This window comes from Promicromonospora iranensis (genome assembly GCF_028994775.1).
GTDB lineage: Bacteria > Actinomycetota > Actinomycetes > Actinomycetales > Cellulomonadaceae > Promicromonospora > Promicromonospora iranensis_A.
In genome coordinates, this window is the sequence record NZ_JAJQMN010000002.1 from 124559 (window position 1) to 140937 (window position 16379).

General features: G+C 71.0%; 13 protein-coding genes. 4 read left to right on the plus strand and 9 right to left on the minus strand.

Features of this window, described 5'->3' with window-relative positions; translation table 11 throughout:
* Nucleotides 1-145 precede the first annotated feature (145 nt).
* The 5 genes from LUU90_RS03430 to LUU90_RS03450 all read right to left on the minus strand — a co-directional run bounded on the left by LUU90_RS03430 (nt 146) and on the right by LUU90_RS03450 (nt 7060).
* Nucleotides 146-2071 carry a peptidoglycan recognition protein family protein gene (locus LUU90_RS03430; protein WP_275001876.1) on the minus strand — a complete coding sequence of 642 codons (1926 nt, stop codon included), beginning with the start codon at nt 2069-2071 and terminating at the stop codon, nt 146-148.
* A 387-nt stretch (nt 2072-2458) separates the two neighbouring features.
* Nucleotides 2459-3469: a rhamnose ABC transporter substrate-binding protein gene (gene rhaS / locus LUU90_RS03435; protein WP_275001877.1), complete on the minus strand. Its 1011-nt coding sequence runs from the start codon at nt 3467-3469 to the stop codon at nt 2459-2461.
* A gap of 11 nt (nt 3470-3480) precedes the next feature.
* Nucleotides 3481-4476 carry an ABC transporter permease gene (locus LUU90_RS03440; protein ID WP_275001878.1) on the minus strand — a complete coding sequence of 332 codons (996 nt, stop codon included), beginning with the start codon at nt 4474-4476 and terminating at the stop codon, nt 3481-3483.
* Nucleotides 4473-5534 carry an ABC transporter permease gene (locus LUU90_RS03445; protein WP_275001879.1) on the minus strand — a complete coding sequence of 354 codons (1062 nt, stop codon included), beginning with the start codon at nt 5532-5534 and terminating at the stop codon, nt 4473-4475. Before LUU90_RS03445 ends, LUU90_RS03440 begins: the two co-directional genes overlap by 4 nt.
* Nucleotides 5531-7060 carry a sugar ABC transporter ATP-binding protein gene (locus tag LUU90_RS03450; protein WP_275001880.1) on the minus strand — a complete coding sequence of 510 codons (1530 nt, stop codon included), beginning with the start codon at nt 7058-7060 and terminating at the stop codon, nt 5531-5533. The genes LUU90_RS03445 and LUU90_RS03450 overlap by 4 nt, the downstream gene beginning before the upstream one ends.
* Nucleotides 7061-7275: 215 nt before the next feature.
* Here LUU90_RS03450 and LUU90_RS03455 point away from each other — a divergent pair, with 215 nt between their 5' ends.
* Nucleotides 7276-8715: an APC family permease gene (locus tag LUU90_RS03455; protein ID WP_275001881.1), complete on the plus strand. Its 1440-nt coding sequence runs from the start codon at nt 7276-7278 to the stop codon at nt 8713-8715.
* Between the two features lie 193 nt (nt 8716-8908).
* Here LUU90_RS03455 and LUU90_RS03460 read toward each other — a convergent pair whose 3' ends face one another.
* On the minus strand, nt 8909-9289 hold the full coding sequence (locus LUU90_RS03460; protein ID WP_275001882.1) for an L-rhamnose mutarotase: 381 nt from the start codon (nt 9287-9289) through the stop codon (nt 8909-8911).
* Nucleotides 9290-9350: 61 nt separating this feature from the next.
* Between LUU90_RS03460 and LUU90_RS03465 the strand changes: the two genes are divergently transcribed.
* Entirely contained in the window at nt 9351-10376 is a 1026-nt protein-coding gene (locus LUU90_RS03465; RefSeq protein WP_275001883.1) for a LacI family DNA-binding transcriptional regulator, read from the plus strand.
* A gap of 3 nt (nt 10377-10379) precedes the next feature.
* On the opposite strand, the gene LUU90_RS03470 is transcribed toward LUU90_RS03465, so the two are convergent.
* Together LUU90_RS03470 and LUU90_RS03475 are read right to left on the minus strand one after the other, a co-directional pair.
* Nucleotides 10380-11648 (minus strand): serine hydrolase domain-containing protein, encoded by a 1269-nt coding sequence (locus LUU90_RS03470; protein WP_275001884.1) that lies wholly within the window; start codon nt 11646-11648, stop codon nt 10380-10382.
* Nucleotides 11649-11834: 186 nt separating this feature from the next.
* Entirely contained in the window at nt 11835-12233 is a 399-nt protein-coding gene (locus tag LUU90_RS03475; RefSeq protein ID WP_275001885.1) for an alpha/beta fold hydrolase, read from the minus strand.
* Here LUU90_RS03475 and LUU90_RS03480 point away from each other — a divergent pair.
* Entirely contained in the window at nt 12223-12843 is a 621-nt protein-coding gene (locus tag LUU90_RS03480) for an NAD(P)-dependent oxidoreductase (RefSeq protein WP_275001887.1), read from the plus strand. The two genes, LUU90_RS03475 and LUU90_RS03480, sit on opposite strands and share 11 nt — an antisense overlap.
* Nucleotides 12803-13831 (plus strand): LacI family DNA-binding transcriptional regulator, encoded by a 1029-nt coding sequence (locus LUU90_RS03485; protein WP_275001888.1) that lies wholly within the window; start codon nt 12803-12805, stop codon nt 13829-13831. Before LUU90_RS03480 ends, LUU90_RS03485 begins: the two co-directional genes overlap by 41 nt.
* A 70-nt stretch (nt 13832-13901) precedes the next feature.
* Here LUU90_RS03485 and LUU90_RS03490 read toward each other — a convergent pair whose 3' ends face one another.
* Nucleotides 13902-16247, minus strand: a complete 2346-nt coding sequence (locus tag LUU90_RS03490) for a rhamnogalacturonan lyase (RefSeq protein WP_275001889.1) — start codon at nt 16245-16247, stop codon at nt 13902-13904.
* Between the last annotated feature and the right edge of the window lie 132 nt (nt 16248-16379).

Below are 16379 nucleotides of genomic sequence, written 5' to 3' on the forward strand. Positions count from 1 at the left end.
ACGATTCAGTCGGAGCCTATGTCGACGGCGGCGGCGGGTCAAGAGCGGTGGTCGCGGGCACGCCTCCCCAGGACGAGAAACGTCAGGTGACCGGCAGCACGAGCTGCCGGTCACCTGACGTTCTCACGGCCCGGAGGGCGCGGGGTCAGTACCGCGAGTCGGCGTACGCGAGGTAGGTCTTGGACGTGATGAGCGACCGGCGCAGCGCCGCCTCGGTCTGGCTACCGCTCAGCCGTGTCACCCAGGCGTCGCGCTGTGCGGCCGTCGGCGTGATGTTCACGTAGTGCTGGTAGGTCTCCGTCACCCGCAGCCGCAGGGCGGCCCGGCTGTCCCAGATCGCCTGGACCACGCCCTGCTTGCCGAGCGTGGACAGCCGCGAGACCCAGACGTTGCGCTGATGCGTCGTGGGCCGCTGGTTCAGGATGTCCCGGTACAGCGCGTTCACGTAACCGGCCTTGGTGCCACCCGCGTTCCGGTAGTAGGCCGACGACTTCCACATGAGGTAGGGCTCGACCTCGTCCACGGCGAGGCTCCCCTGCTTGATCAGCGAGACGTAGCCGGAGACCTGCGTGGACGTCGGCGTGTAGCCGAGCGTCGCCTGGAACGCCGAGACCACCCGCGCGCTGCGGTACTGGTTGGACTTCTCCATGGTGTCGGCGAGCACGCCCGTCCCGCTCGCGGACACCCGATAGCCCCAGTTCCTGATCTCGGCGGAGGTGGCCGGGCGTCCGAGCATGTCCTGGTAGATCGCCTGGACCGCGTTCCGGTACTTCTCGGCCACCTCGGAGTACTGCCGGGCGTATGCCGCCGCACTGTCCTGGATGCTCGACAGCGCCGGATAGGCGAGGTTGCCCGGGCACTCGGTCTGGTGCGTGTCCCGGTGTCCGAACACCCGCGGCAGGACCACCTGCTGGCCCGCGTCGTACCGACCACCGGCCGTGCGGCCCGCTGAGGTGAAGGTCGCCGACGTGTCCGGGTCGACCCCGTACTGCGCCAGCCGGAAGCCGGCGATCTCCGCGACGCTGTCCTTCTGCGCCGCGGACGGGGCCACGTTCGTGTACGTGCCGACCATCGAGACGCCGACGGTCCGGGTGTTGAAGCCGCCTGCGTGCGCGCCGATGATCGGGGCCGTGATGCTGCCCTGGGCGCCCTCGTAGATATTTCCCCACTTGTCGACCAGGAAGTTGTAGCCGATGTCGCACCAGCCGTTGCCGTTCTGGTGGTACGCCTGGTCGTTGCGGATGAGCTGCATCGCCTCGGCGACCGTCGCGTAGTCGTTCGGGTTCACCGTGTGGTGCACGACGGCACCCTCGAGCCGGTCCGCCGCGCCCCACGTCGTCCCTGCCGTCCCCGTGCCGCCTTCGGGCGGGCACTCGGGGATCGCACGTGGCGGGGCCGCGCCCCACTGGGCACGCGTGATGATCGTGGGCCCGTTGGTGGCCGCGGACGCCGCCACCTCGCCCGACGTCGCCGCCGCGACCGTCCGGACCTGCTCGGAGGTCACGAGCGTCAGCTCGATGCCCTCCGGGACGCTCGCCGCCTTGTCGACGGTCGCCACCTGGACCGTCACCGCCTCACCCACGTGGACCGGCGCGGACAGGAACTCGGTCTGCTCCCCGTCGGGCACGTCGCTGGACTTCTCCAGGTGCGTCCACGGGCCCCACGTACCGTCCTCGGCCTGTGCCCGGACCTGCAGCTCGGGCACCGTCGAGTCGATGGCGACGGGCCAGCTCACGCCCACGGTCTGGAACCCCTTCGGCGCCGCCACCTCGCCGGCGACGCGCCCGGCGGTGTCGGTGGTGTCGAGCACCACCTCGCCGTCGGCCACCGTGCTGCTCCCTGCGACCTCCGGCGCGGCCTTGGTCACGTCCGCGACCCGAGTGGTCTCGGCGGCAGGAGCTGCCGCGACAGCGACCTTCTCGACCGAGGCGTCCGTCGTCCCGGCGTCCGGGAGCGCCGAGTCCTCCGAGGCGAGCGGTGCCGAGCTGCCTTCGGGCTCGAGGGACGGCTCCAGCGTCTGTGCTGTCGCCGCCGGGGCGAGCGCGCCCCCGAGCATGATCGCCGGGGCCACGCCCAGGATGATCGTCCTACCCACCACGCTGCGGGCGACCGATGCCCTCAGATTCGACCGGGATGTCGGTGCTGCCGCATGCCGAGCCACTGTGTCCTCCTCGTATCGAGCGTGTCCGCGCCCAGCGCGAACGACGCAAATAACACAGGGACCCTAGCGGTGACGGTTGCCCCTGGAGCCGCTTTTCACCCAGCCCGGCGGGTGAACTCGACGGGAACAAAGGAGCGTCCGACACACCCGTACCGGGCATCGGCATCCATTCGCCGAACCGGCGGAAAACCCGTTCCGGAATGTGATCAGGCTTGTCACCTCGGGCAGGTAGCAAGCCTGATCGCATTCCGGAAAGGATCACACAAAGAAAGGCAATGAACGGCGCATCGCGTGCGACTAGAAGTCGAAGTCCGCGATGTTGCTCTCGTCGAACACGAACGGCTCACCGAGCAGCACCTCGCCGCCGGTCCCGACGGTGAACTCACCCAGGCGGCCGGCGGTGAAGGTCTCACCCTCCTCGCCCGTGATGTCTCCCGCGACGAGAGCGGCGGCGGCCTGCGTCGCCAGGTAGCCGAGATCAGTCGGGTTCCACAGCGCGAAGGCCTCGACGGTGCCGTCCTCCACGTACTCGCGCATCTGGTTGGGCGTGCCGAGACCGGTCACGGCGACCTCGCCCTTGTACTCCGACGTCGACACGTAGCGCGCGGCAGCGGCGATGCCGACGGTCGTGGGCGAGACGATGCCCTTGAGGTCGGGGTGCGACTGGAGCAGTGCCGCCGTCTTGTCGAACGAGGTCTGGTCGTCGTCGTCGCCGTAGACGGTCTCGACCAGCTCGATGTCGGGGTAGTCGGAGGCGAGCTTCTCCTCCATGAGCGCGATCCACGCGTTCTGGTTGGTCGCGTTGGCCGAGGCGGACAGGATCGCGATCTCGCCCTCCCCGCCGATCTGGTCGGCGACCAGCTCGAGCTGCTTGTCGGCGATGCCCTCGGGCGAGGCCTGGTTGACGAACAGGTCGCGGAACTGCGGCTCCGTGTCCGAGTCGAAGGTGACCACCTTGGTGCCCGCCGACCGCGCCTCCTCCAGCGCGTCACCGATCGCCGTGGGGTCGTTGGCCGACACCACGAGCGCGCCCCTGCCCTGCTGTGCGGCGGTGTTGATGAACGGCACCTGGGCGTCGGGCGAGGCAGCGTCCGGGCCGACCTCCTCCACGGCGGCGCCCAGCTCGTCACCCGCCTCTTGTGCGCCCGTCATCGACGCCTCGAAGTAGGGGTTGCCGAGGTTCTTGGGCAGCACGGTGATCGACACGTCGTCGGTGGCGCCACCGCCCTCCTCGCTCGAGCTGCACGCCGTCAGACCCAGCACCAGCACAGCGGCCGTACCGGCCGCGAGCACAGATGTGAACTTCATCGTCCGTCTCCCTACGTTCGTTGCCCGACGGCGCTGCGCCGCCGGACTCTCAGGCCGCCCGCGATACGCGGGGCGACCACGGAAACAACCAGTGCCGTGCCGATCACTATGTTGATGACGTTGACCGTGACGCCCTCCAGGCGGAGCGCGCTGCCCAGCACACCGATGAGCAGGACGCCGGCGACCACCCCGTGGATCGCGCCGCGCCCGCCGAAGATCGACACCCCGCCCAGCAGCACGGCCGCGACGACCTGGAGCTCCATGCCCGTCGCGTTGTCGCCGCGAGCGCTGCCGTAGCGGAGCGTGTAATAGACGCCCGCGAGCGCCGACACCGCCCCCGACAGCACGAACAGGATCAGCAGCGTGCGCTTGACGTCGACGCCGGAGAACCGGGCGGCCTCGCTGCTGCGGCCGATGTCGAGCACGTTCCTGCCGAACGGGGTGGCGTGCAGCAGGACGGCGAAGACGGCGATCAGCGCGAGGAGCCCCAGGGTGATCACCGGGTAGGGCGACTCCCCCAGATTCTCCGTGGCGCCGTCGGTCCAGGACCCGGGGAACCCGGTGACCGCCGTCGTGCCGAGCAGGCCGACGGCGAGGCCGCGGTAGAGAGCGAGCGAGCCGATGGTGACCGCCAGCGACGGCAGGCCGGCGTACGCGACCAGTGCCCCGTTGACGGCGCCGCACACCGCACCGAGCAGCACCGAGACCAGCAGGGCGGCCCAGAGGCCGAGTCCCGCCTGGTAGAGCAGGCCGAAGGTCACGCTGGAGAGCCCGACCACCGACGCGACGGACAGGTCGATCTCGCCGGTCGCGATGATCAGCGTCATGGGGAGGGCGATGAGCAGCACGGGGGCGACGTCGAGCACCAGGTAGGTGATGGTGAGCGGGCCGTCGAAGCCCTGCACCACCGCTGAGGCGACGATCCAGGCCACCACCAGGATCAGGATGGTGAGCATCTCGCGGGTGAGCAGCGCACGCTGCCACCACGGGCGGGCGTGGGTCCTCATGCGGTCGCCTCCTCGCGGTCGTCCGGGCCTGCGCCGGGCGGCACGCTGCCGGGCGGTGCGCCGGGTGGCGCGCCGGGTGGCGCGGCGTCGCGGGCGGCGGCCAGGCGGCGCGAGCGGCGGTTCGCGAGCACACGGTCCAGCGCGATGGCACCGATGATGAGGGCGCCGACCACCGCGCGCTGCCAGAAGTCGGGGATCCCCACGACGGGCAGCGCACGGTTGATGGTCAGCAGCAGCATCGCGCCGAGCGCGGCGCCCGCGACGGTGCCGCTGCCCCCGAAGATCGCCACGCCGCCCACGACCACGGCGCCGACGACCTGCAGCTCCATGCCTGTTCCGGCGCCGGAGGAGACCGTCCCGTAGCGGGCGGCGAACATCACTCCGGCGAGCCCGGCGAGCGCCCCGTTCAGCGCGAACGCCCACAGCAGGCGACGTCGGACGGGCAGGCCCTGCAGCGCCGCGGCGTCGGGGTCGGAGCCGATGGCGTACAGCTGCCGACCGCCCCGCGACGTGTACATGTAGTAGCCCACGGCCACCAGCACGATCGCGGCGACGATGGTCAGCACCGGGATGCCGAGCACCTGCCGCGTGCCCAGGCCGAGGAAGGTGCGCGGCATGTCGCCGGCGTCGATCCGGTCGCTGCCCGCCCAGGTCAGGGTCACGCCGCGGTAGACGTACAGGGTGCCGAGCGTGATGACGAGGGCGGGCACGCGCGCGAACGCGACGATGGAGCCGTTGATCAGGCCGAGCAACGCCCCGGCCGCGACGGCGACCAGCGCCACCACGATGATCGGGAGGTCCGGTGCCGCCATGAACAGGCGGCCCGTCAGGTAGGCGGTGAGCCCCAGGACCGACCCGACGGACAGGTCCACGTTGCGCGTGATGACGACGACTGCCTGACCCACGGCGAGCACCACGAGAATCGCGGGCGTCAGCAGGAGGTCGCGCCAGCCGCCCGCGCTGAGCAGGAAGCCCGGCTGGACGGCGGTGGTCACGCCGATCACCACCAGGAGGGCGAGCGCGATGCCTGCCTCGCGGCGGCGGAGCACGTTCCTCATGCCGCCCCCTCGGTCGCGGTGTCGCTCCGGGCCGCGCCCGGGGTCGCCGCGCGCATCACCGCCTCCGGCGTCGCCTCCGCGCGGCTCAGCTCGCTGACGATCCGCCCCTCGCGCACCACGAGTACCCGGTCGGCCATCCCCAGCACCTCCGGCAGCTCGGACGAGATCATGAGGACCGCCAGCCCTTCGGCGGCCAGGGTGGACAACAGCCGGTGCACCTCTGCCTTGGTGCCGACGTCGATGCCGCGGGTCGGCTCGTCCACCATGAGCACCTTCGGCCCGGTGGCCAGCCACTTGGCGAGCACCACCTTCTGCTGGTTGCCGCCGCTCATGGTGGTGGCGAGCGCATCCAGGGCTCCCGCCTTCACGGCCAGGCGGCCGGACCAATCGCGTGCGAGCCGCGCCTCGACGTCGGGCAGCAGGATGCCGAGGCGCGCCAACCGCTTCCGCGCGACCGCGCTCACGTTGCGCGCCACCGACGACTCGGTGACCAGGCCCTGCAGACGCCGGTCCTCCGGGACCAGGGCGAGACCCGCGGCGATGGCCGCGGCCGGGTCGCCCGGCCGCAGGGTCCGCCCGCCGACGGCGACGCGCCCGGCGTCGTACCGGTCGATGCCGAACACCGCCCGCGCGATCTCGCTGCGCCCGGCGCCGACGAGGCCCGCCAGGCCGACGATCTCTCCCGCCCGCACCTCGAAGGAGACGTCGTGGAAGGTACCCGTCGACTCCAGCCCCTCGACCCGCAGCGCCACCTCGCCGGGCGTGCTCGGCATCTTCGGGTAGAGCTCGGCCACGTCGCGGCCGACCATGCGGCGCACCAGCTCGTCCGGAGTGACGTCGGTGACGGTGTCGGTCGAGACATGCTCGCCGTCGCGCATGACGGTGACGGTGTCGCAGAGGTCGGCCACCTCGTCGAGGCGGTGCGAGATGAAGACGACGGCGCGGCCGGCGTCGCGCAGGCCACGAGCGACAGCGAACAGCCTGCGTACCTCGACGGCGCTCAGCGCCGCCGTCGGCTCGTCCATGACCAGGAGCCGCGCGTCCAGGGAGATCGCCTTGGCGATCTCGACGATCTGCTGGTCCGCGATCGACAGGCCCTCCGCGGGGCGGTCCGGGTCCAGGTCGACACCGAGCTCCCGGAACAGGTCGCGGGCCCCCTCGCGCATGGCGCGACGGTCGATCCGGCGGAAGCGGCCGAGCGGCTCGCGGCCGAGAAAGATGTTCTCGGTGACGGTGAGGTCGGGAAAGCTCGCGGGCTCCTGGTGGATGACGGCGACGCCGGCGGCCTTGGCCTCCGCGGGACCGGCGAAGTCGACGGGCTCACCGTCGAGCTCGACGATGCCCGCGTCCCGCCGGTGCACCCCGCCCACGATCTTGACCAGCGTGGACTTGCCCGCGCCGTTCTCTCCGACCAGGGCGTGGATGCTGCCCGCGCGGACCACCAGGGTGCCGGAGCGGAGCGCTGCCACGGGCCCGAAGGACTTGGCCACCCCTTCGAGGCGCAGCGTCGGTGCGGCGTTCGGCATATCTCTCCGTCGAGCTGTGCGGGCGGTCAACGGTGACCGCAGGGCTGACTGCACATCCGGTTTGAATCGTTCAAACAGATACTTCGGAAGATAGACCTGCCAGGTCAGAGCGTCAAGAACTTTCGGCGCGTCCATTGCCGTGCTGTTCCACTTACGGAACTCTTGGGCGATCAGGGGTGCAGTCCGCCCGTACTACGCACCGGAGGTGACCGGAGATGAGCCAACCAGCGGCCGAGGAGCATGCAGCTCTCGGCGAGGAACCCACTGAGCTCAAGCGGGTGATGGGGCCCAAGCTTCTCCTGCTCTTCATCGTCGGCGACATTCTCGGTACGGGCGTCTACGCGCTCACCGGACAGGTCGCGGCCGAGGTCGGCGGTGCGGCATGGGCGCCGTTCATCGTCGCTTTTCTCATCGCGCTCATCACCGCGTTCTCCTATCTGGAGCTCGTGACCAAGTATCCGCAGGCGGCCGGCGCAGCGTTGTACACGCACAAGGCGTTCGGACTTCATTTCCTGACGTTCATGGTGTGCTTCACCGTCATGTGCTCGGGTATCACGTCGGCGTCCACGGCCGCCCGGGCCGTCGGGTCCAACCTGCTCGTCGGGTTCGGCGTCGAGGAACCGAACACCTGGGTGGTGGTGGGTGTCGCCCTGGTCTTCATGGCGCTGGTCGCGGCCGTGAACCTGCGCGGCGTCGGCGAGTCCGTGAAGGCCAACATCGTGCTCACGATCGTCGAGCTGTCCGGCCTGCTCTTCATCATCCTGGTCGGCATCTTCGCCATCTTCGGCGGGCAGGCCGACTTCAGCCGCGTGATGGTGTTCGAGAGCCCCGGCGACAAGAACGCCTTCCTCGCCGTGACTGCAGCGACGTCGCTCGCGTTCTTCGCGATGGTCGGGTTCGAGGACGCCGTCAACATGGCCGAGGAGACGCGGGATCCGGTGAAGATCTTCCCGCGCATCATGATCACCGGCATCGGCATCACCGGCGTCATCTACGTGCTGGTCGCGATCTTCACCGTGGCGATCGTCCCCGTGGGCGAGCTCGGTGCGAGCGAGACCCCGCTCACGCTCGTGGTCCAGCGGGCCCTGCCCGACTTCCCCATGGGCTCCATCTATCCGTTCATCACCATCTTCGCCGTCGCCAACTCCGCCCTGATCAACATGCTGATGGCGTCCCGCCTGCTGTACGGCATGGCCAAGCAGAAGGTGCTACCGCCGTTCCTCGGGAAGGTGGGGGCGAGCCGCCGGACGCCGTGGGCGGCGATCCTGTTCACCACCGTCCTCTCGTTCGGGCTCATCGTGCTCGTGACGCTGCAGGAGGGCTCCGGCGTCATCGCCGCACTGGGCGGCACCACCTCGCTCCTGCTGCTCGCGGTGTTCACCATCGTCAACGTCGCGGTGCTCAAGCTGCGGAACAACATCGTGGAGCGGAAGCACTTCGTGGCTCCGACCGTGCTGCCGATCCTCGGCGCGCTGCTCTGCGCGTTCTTCGTCGGGCCGTGGACCGGGCGCGATCCGCTCCAGTACCAGATCGCGGGCTGGCTCCTGCTCATCGGCGTGGTCCTGTGGTTCGTCACCTGGTCGTTCAACCGCCCGGAGCCGACCCAGATCACGGATCCGAACGCACTCAGCGAACGCGAGGGCGGCGTCAACTAGGCCGAGCTCGCGGCTCCCGACCGCGCGAGGTGACTGCTGGTCCGGGAGGTGTGTTGCTCCGCGTAGACATCATCTACGCAGAGCAACACACCGCCCGGGCTTGGACCCACCGCGCCGCCGCGGGCGACGTCGCCACCGGACGATGTCGCCACCGGACGATGTCGCCACCGGACGATGTCGCCACCGGACGAGCTCACTCCCCGGCAGCGCCGTCGGCCCCGCCCTCCAGCGCCGCCAGCTGACCCTCCAGGTAAAAGACCTCGTCCAGCAGCACGAACCCGTCGTCGGGATTGCCCTCGTCGACGAAGAACCCCGACATCGCCGCCTGCCAGCGCGCGTTGACCTCGGTCGCCGCCATGCCCCGCTGCGCCGCCTCGTAGTCGTCGGTCTCGAGGAATCCGACGAGCAGACCGTCGTCGCGCAGGAACAGGTGGTAGTCGCGCCAGCCCGTGTCCCGCAGGGCCTCCAGCATCTCTGGCCAGACGGCGGCGTGTGCCGCCCGGTACTCCGGGATACGGTCTGCCCGCACCCGTGACGTGAAACAGACCCGTGCGCCAGCAGTACTGCTCGACATGTCCGTCCTCCGGTTCCTCGTGAAACGGTTCATAATGTAGCCCGAAGCAAGGAGGCACTCCATGACCCAGCCGGCCGCTCACCGACGAGCATCCATCGCCGACGTCGCCCGTGCTGCCGGTGTCTCCGTCGGCACGGTGTCCAACGTCCTCAACCGGCCCGAACGCGTGCTGCCCGGCACCCGCGAGCGGGTCGAGGCCGCCATCGAGGAGCTGAGCTTCGTGCGCAACGGCTCCGCACGGCAGCTCCGCGCCGGGACCATCACGACCATCGGCGCCATCGTCCTGGACATCGCCAACCCGTTCTTCACCGACGTGGCGCGGGGCATCGAGGAGCGGCTGGACCGCGACGACTTCACGCTCATGGTGGCGTCGTCCGACGACGACCCCGACCGCGAGCAGCGCTACCTGCGCCTGTTCGAGGAGCACGGCGTGCAGGGTGTCATGGTCGTGCCGGCGACGAACAACATCGAGCACCTGCTGGCCGTCCGCCGGCGGGGCACCGGCGTCGTGCTCTTGGACCAGCCGTCGTCGGACCCGAGCATCTCGTCGGTCGCCGTCGACGACGTCCGCGGCGGTGAGCTCGCCGCCCACCACCTGCTGGACGAGGGCCACACCCGGATCGTCTTCCTCAACGGGCCGCACACGATCAGGCAGTGCGCCGACCGCCACGAGGGCGTGGTCAAGGCGCTGGCGGCCGCAGGGCTCGACCCCGCGACCGCGCTGGTCGAGATCACCGTGACCAGCCTCAACGCGGAGGGCGGCGAGGCGGCGATCCGCGGCCTCCTGGAGTCGGGCGACCGGCCGACCGCGGTGTTCTGCGTGAACGACCTGGTCGCGCTGGGCGTGCTGCGCACGCTCCGCACGGAGAACATCGCCGTCCCCACCGACATGGCGGTCGTGGGGTACGACGACGTCGCGTTCGCCGCGGAGCTGTCCACGCCCCTGACCTCGGTGCGTCAGCCGACGCACGAGCTCGGCGTCCGCGCGGCGGACCTCCTGCTCAGCGGCCCCGACTCGGCGGCAGAGCACGTGATGTTCCAGCCGACTCTCGTGGTGCGGGGCTCGAGCTCGACCGTGGCGGGGTAGGTCTCAGCAGGTGGCCTCGAACAGCGGGACCAGCAGGTCACCCAGCTCGTAGAGGGCATCCGGGTCGGCCGAGTAGTTCCGGCCCGTGATGCCGGCCGTGACCACCCGCTCGCCGTCGGCCGACGTCAGCACCACGCTCATCGTGCCGACGCCACCGCCGTCGTGACCGTAGAGGTACTCGCCCGGCACGCAGGGGTCGGGCACGCGGACGATCCCGAACCCGTAACCGACCGCGCTGCGTGGCGTGAGCATCTCGGCGACCGTCCCGGGCCGCAGCAGGTCGCCGGTGACGAGCGCGTCGGCAAAGGCCGCGAGATCCGCCGTCGTGCTGGTCACCGAGCCTGCCGCGCGGAACAGCGTGGGGTCGAGATGCTCGGTCGAGTACCAGCCCTTGCCTTCCGCACCGGTGTACGCGGCGCCGATCAGGAACCGCCCAGGAGTACCGGGCTGCTCCGGGTAGTCGCTGTCGGACATCCCCGCCGGATCGAACACCCGCTCCTCGAGCAGGTCGTCGAGGCTCCGCCCGGTCACCTTCTCGAGCATCATGCCGAGGGTCACGAACCCGGCGTTCGAGTACGAGAACCCGCTGCCCGGCTCCAGCACCCATGGCGCGGTGTGGGCGGCGCGGATGTGGTCAGCCTCGGAATAGTGGTCGCCCACCACGCTCAGGTACTCGTCGATGTCGTCCGGGTCGGTCATGTGGTCCCGCGTCAGCTGGTCGTTGGCGGTGGGAGCGCCCGACGTGTGGCTCAGCAGCTGCTCGATCGTCACGTCGCGCGGCAGCGCACCGGGCAGGACGTCCTCGGTGCTGGTGTCGAGCGACCAGGTACCGTTCTCGACCTCCTGCAGCACCAGGGTCGCGATCATCATCTTGGTCACGCTGGCGACCCGGAAACGGTCGGTCGTCCGGGCGCGGGAGTGGCCCCGTAGCTCGCGGACACCACGCGCCCCGGACCACGAAAAGCCTTCGGCGTCGACGCGTGCGGTGACGGCGAGGGCGCCGTCGTCCACCAGGTCCGCGAGCGCCTGGTCCAGGTCCCGATGGACGGTGCCGTCGGACGCCGCGGGCGGCGCGGCGTCCGCGGCGGCTGCGCGCACCGCGTGCGCGAGGGCGGTGGGATGGTCGGGCGCCGACCCGGCTTCCGGCGGCGTCGCGCTCACCGGTGCGGCCGGCGGTGCCGCGACCGCAGTGACGGCGCCGGCTCCGGTGAGCGGCAGGATGCCGGCGATCACCATGCTCAGCGCGGCTCGTGCTCGGTGGGTGGGGTTCATCGGGATGCTCCTTCGTCGTGGCAGACCAGCAGCATGTGCCGCGACATGCGGTGGACGGCTCCCCCACCAGGGTGATCACGAAGTCATTGCATCCCCCGTCCGAGTGAGCCCCCGGTACCGCACGCCGAACGACCATGCGGTTGCTGCCACCGACGGCCCGTCCCTGGCAGAAACAGCATGGTCATCTCAGTAATCGGTTGACCGGGCCGCTGGAGCGTGGAGTCGGACGGTCGCCGTGAGGTATTCGGCGGCGATGGCGGCGAACCGCTCGGGGGCGTCCCGGCGCACGAAGTGGGACGCGCCGTCGACCACTGCGAGGCGGGCGCCGCACCCGGCGAGCATCCGCCGGTGCCTGGCCGTCATCCCGACCTCTGGCGCGACTCCCCCGGTGACGACCAGCACGTCCACCCCGCCGGACGTGAGGCTGCGCACCAGGTCGGGCCACGGCGGCGTCGGGATGACGTCGCCGTGCCGCACGAGCTCCGGATCGGCGTCGTGCTGCGCCCGGGCCCAGGCGGGTAGCTCGCTCGGGTCCGAGCGCCGGGCCTTTATCGACCGCGAGGCCGAGTTCGAGGTGTCCGGCAACTACGGGCGGACCGTCGGCGTGGTGAGCGCGTCCCGGACCGGGCGCGCCCTGATCGAGCTGCTGCGGCCGTTCCCGGCGCTCCGCGTCCTCCTGTACGACCCGTACGTCACGGCGGACGAGGCGGCGGAGCTCGGCGTCGAGCCGGTGACGCTGCCCGAGCTGATGAGCCGCAGCGACGTCGTGACGCTGCAGACGCCGCTGCTGCCCGAGACGGTGGGGCTGATCGACGCCGCCCTGCTCGCCCGCATGCCCGACGGGGCCACGTTGATCAACACCGCGCGCGGCCCGGTCGTGGACGCCGAGGCGCTCGAGCGCGAGCTGGTCGGCGGCCGCATCAGCGCGGTGCTCCACGTCACCGACCCCGAGCCCCTGCCGGCGTCGTCCCCGCTGTACGACCTGCCGAACGTGCTGCTCACGCCGCACATCGCCGGGTCGATGGGCACCGAGCTGCGCCGGATGGGCGACATGGCGGCCGCAGACCTCGCTCGATACGTGCGCTCCGCACCCCGACGGATACGCTCTCCGGGCAGCCGAGGTACCCACCGACGCAGGGAGGCGAGCAGCGACGATGAACGATCCGGCACCGTCCCGGGCCGCACGGCTTGCTGACGTGGCCGAGCTCGCCGGGGTCTCCGCGGCGACGGCGTCGCGCGCCCTCAACGGGAGCGACCGCGGCGTCCGCGAGGCCAACCGGGCCCGGGTGCTCGAGGCGGCCAAGGCGCTCGGCTACACCACGAACTTCGCCGCGCAGGCCGTCGCCAAGGGCCGCTCCCGCGGGGTGGCCCTGGTCGTCAAGGGCATGCCCGACGACTTCGCCAACCCGATCACCGCGGGTTTGGTGGCCGCGGCGCAGCGGCGGGGGCTGCCGTTCACCCTGATCTCGGCCGGACCCGACCAGGCCGACCTGGTCGAGGCGGTGAACCTCTCCCGTGGCCACCGGCCCGAGATCCTGATGATCGCCGGCGGGCGCACGAAGGACGACCCGACGGTCCCCGCGCTCGTCGAGGCGCTGAAGCGCTACGAGGCCGAGGGCGGCCGCGTGGTGCTCGTGACCCAGGAGGGTCTGCCGTTCGACACCGTCGCGTACGCGAACCGGCAGGGCGGCTACGACATGGCCACCGCGCTGGTCGGCCTCGGGTACCGCGACTTCGCGGTCATCTCCGGGCTCAAGCACGGCCTCACCCAGCGCGACCGCACCGAGGGTTTCGCGGCCGGGCTGGCCGACGCCGGGATCGAGCTCTCCGCCGACCGGGTGCTGATCGGTGAGTTCGACCGGGACGCGGCCTACGCGCTGACCGGCGAGCTCCTGCGCCGCAACATCGCGGTGGACGCCGTGTTCGCCGTGAACGACGCGATGGCGCTCGGGGTGCTCACCTTCCTGCGTGACTCGGGGGACCCGAAGCGCCTGGCGGTGGCCGGGTTCGACGACATCAAGGCGCTGCGCGACGTGACCCCGGCGCTGACCACGGTGCGGCTCCCGTGGGAGCAGGTGGCCGACGAGGCGCTGTCGCTGGCCCTCGGCCCCCGCGGCGATGCCCCGCGGACCACGGTGGTCGAGGGCCACGTCATAGTCCGCGAGAGCACCCCGCCCAAGTAGTCCGCTGGTGTGGGCGTGATCATTGCGCCTCAAGCGGGCACATAGTCGCAACGATCACGCCCACAACGAACTACTTCTGCGGGATCGGGACCGTTGACCAGTCGGTGTCCGCGGCCAGGTAGAAGCCCGGGTACGACGGCTGGTTGTACGACGTCTGCTGACGTGCCACCTCGACGCGGTACTGCCTGTCCTGCATGAGTGTGTACAGGGCGATGTCGGTCGGCTCGGTGGTCGTGAACAGCCGCAGCGCGTTCGAGTCGGTGGTCCGCACCAGCACCTCCTCGCGCCAGTCGCCCAGCACGTCGGCCACGAGGGACGGGTTGCCCTTGGTGCCGTTGTTCGTCAGCGTCCCGTCCAGGGTCGCCACCGTGCCGCGCGACCAGTCCTTGATCGTCGGCACCGCGTCGCCCGAGCCCTCGATGAGCTGGGTGGTCCCGTCGCCGGCCCAGCGCACCGACTGGTTGGTGCCCATGGTCGTCGACGACACCCGCACACCCGTGGCGCTCAGCGTGCCCGACCCCAGCGTGCCGTCCGGCATGGACGCCCAGACCTCGATGCCCGGCACGTCCGGCTGTACGTCGCCGATCATCGCCCGACCGGTGTCCCGCCCGGAGTACTGGCCGAACAGCACCTCGCCGTCCTCCGCCGAACGCAGCGCGGAGCCGTACGGCGCCCAGCTGCCGCCCTCGTGCGCGGTCCAGATCTCGAGCCCGGGGCGCGCCGGGTCGATGTCGGTCACGTGCATGGCGTCACCGTGGCCCAGCCCCGCCCGCGCGCCGGGGTTCGCCGAGCCTTCGGGCAGCGTGTCGAACGACGAGTACAGCAGCGACCCGTCGTCGTCGAGCGTCGCCGAGCCGTAGACGATCTCCTGCCTGCCGTCGGCGTCGACGTCGGCGGCGGACAGGGAGTGGAAGCCCTGCGTCGTGAGGCTGCCCCACTCGGGTGACGTGCCCGGCACGCCGTGCGGGCTGTCGTTGAACGGGTTGGACATCGGCGTCCAGCCGGAGTCGGCGAGCCAGCGCTTGGTCAGGTGCCTGCCGTCCCAGTCGTACGCAGCGACGGTGGAGCGGGTGTAGTAGCCGCGCGCGAAGATCGCGCTCGGCCGGCCCTCGGACAGGTAGGCCACACCTGCCAGGAACCGGTCGACCCGGTTGCCCGGCTCGATGCGGGCCATCGCGTAGTCGCCCCAGAGCAGTCCGTCGTCGGTGCGCCCGGGCTCGTAGTCGACGGTCTCCATGGGCTTGCCGCTGCGCCCGTCGAAGACCGTGAGGTACTCCGGGCCGCTCACCACGAAGCCCTCGAAGTTCCGCAGCTGGTTCCGCGTCGAACGGGCAGGCGCGTAGACGTCGACGAAGTGGTCGGCCGCGGCGCGCGCCTCGGCGTCGGACAGCGGGTAGGACCATCGGGCGTCGATGCCCCATGCCTCCTCGAGCGTGGCGGGCCACTGCCCGTTGGTCACCTCGGACCGCGACGACCAGCCGCGGAACGTGTCCACGAGGTGCTCGTAGTAGTCACCGGCCGACATCCGGTAGTCGTCGGCATGGGTGACACCGGCCGCCCGGTCGTCCCGCGGGATCCCGATGTAGCGCTGCCCGGCGGGCCTCCCGTTGTCGTACGTGGTCACGCGCGTACCGGGGGCCGTCTTGACCATCAGCTCGGCGCGGCCGTCGCCGTCGAAGTCGTAGACGGGGAACTGCGCGTAGTGCGCGCCCGCGCGGATGTTCACGCCCAGGTCGATGCGCCAGAGCTGGGTGCCGTCGAGCTCGTAGGCGTCGAGGTAGGCGTTGCCCGTGTACCCGACCTGCGACACGTCCTTGGAGTTGGACGGGTCCCACTTCACGACGATCTCGTACTCGTCGTCGCCGTCGAGGTCCGCGACGGACGCGTCGTTCGCGCGGTACGTGTAGGCCTCGCCTGCCGGCGTGACGCCGTCGGCCGGCTTGTTCAGCGGGATGTCGAGGTGCCCGTCGCCCCACACGGTGGCCGACGCCGACCGGCCCGCGCTCGGCCCGCTCAGCGGCACCACCCGGTAACGGGAGCCGGCGTTCCCGGCGGCGTCGAGGTAGTTGGTCGAGCCCGACACCTTCGCGACGCGCCGCCCGTCGCGGAACACCGCGAAGTCGGGGCCCTTGAGCCCAGCGTCGGTATGCCCGGTGACCTCCGGCGCGAGCAGCCGCCAGCTCAGGAACACGCCCTCGCTGGTCGCGGCGGCGACCAGGCCGCGCCCGAGCCGCTCGGTTCCGGACCCCTTCCCGGGCCGGCCACCCTGGGCGGTTGTCTCGACGGCCTGGGCCGTCGTCGGCACGTTCGTGGGGGCGGCCACCGTACCGGCCGACGCTGCCACCGGTACGCCGCTCACGCCGAGGCAGAGCGCTGTCGCCAGGACAGCACCTGCCCGGATTCTCCTCGGGACCATTGTCGAATTCCTCTCTGAATTCTGCGCTGGGGTGGGCGCCCGACGGCGCCGTTGCCGCCGGGCACCACGCGGCCCTGAAAGGATTCAAGGCCAGGAACGAGGCTGTCTCTAAATCGGTACAAGGTCAAGACC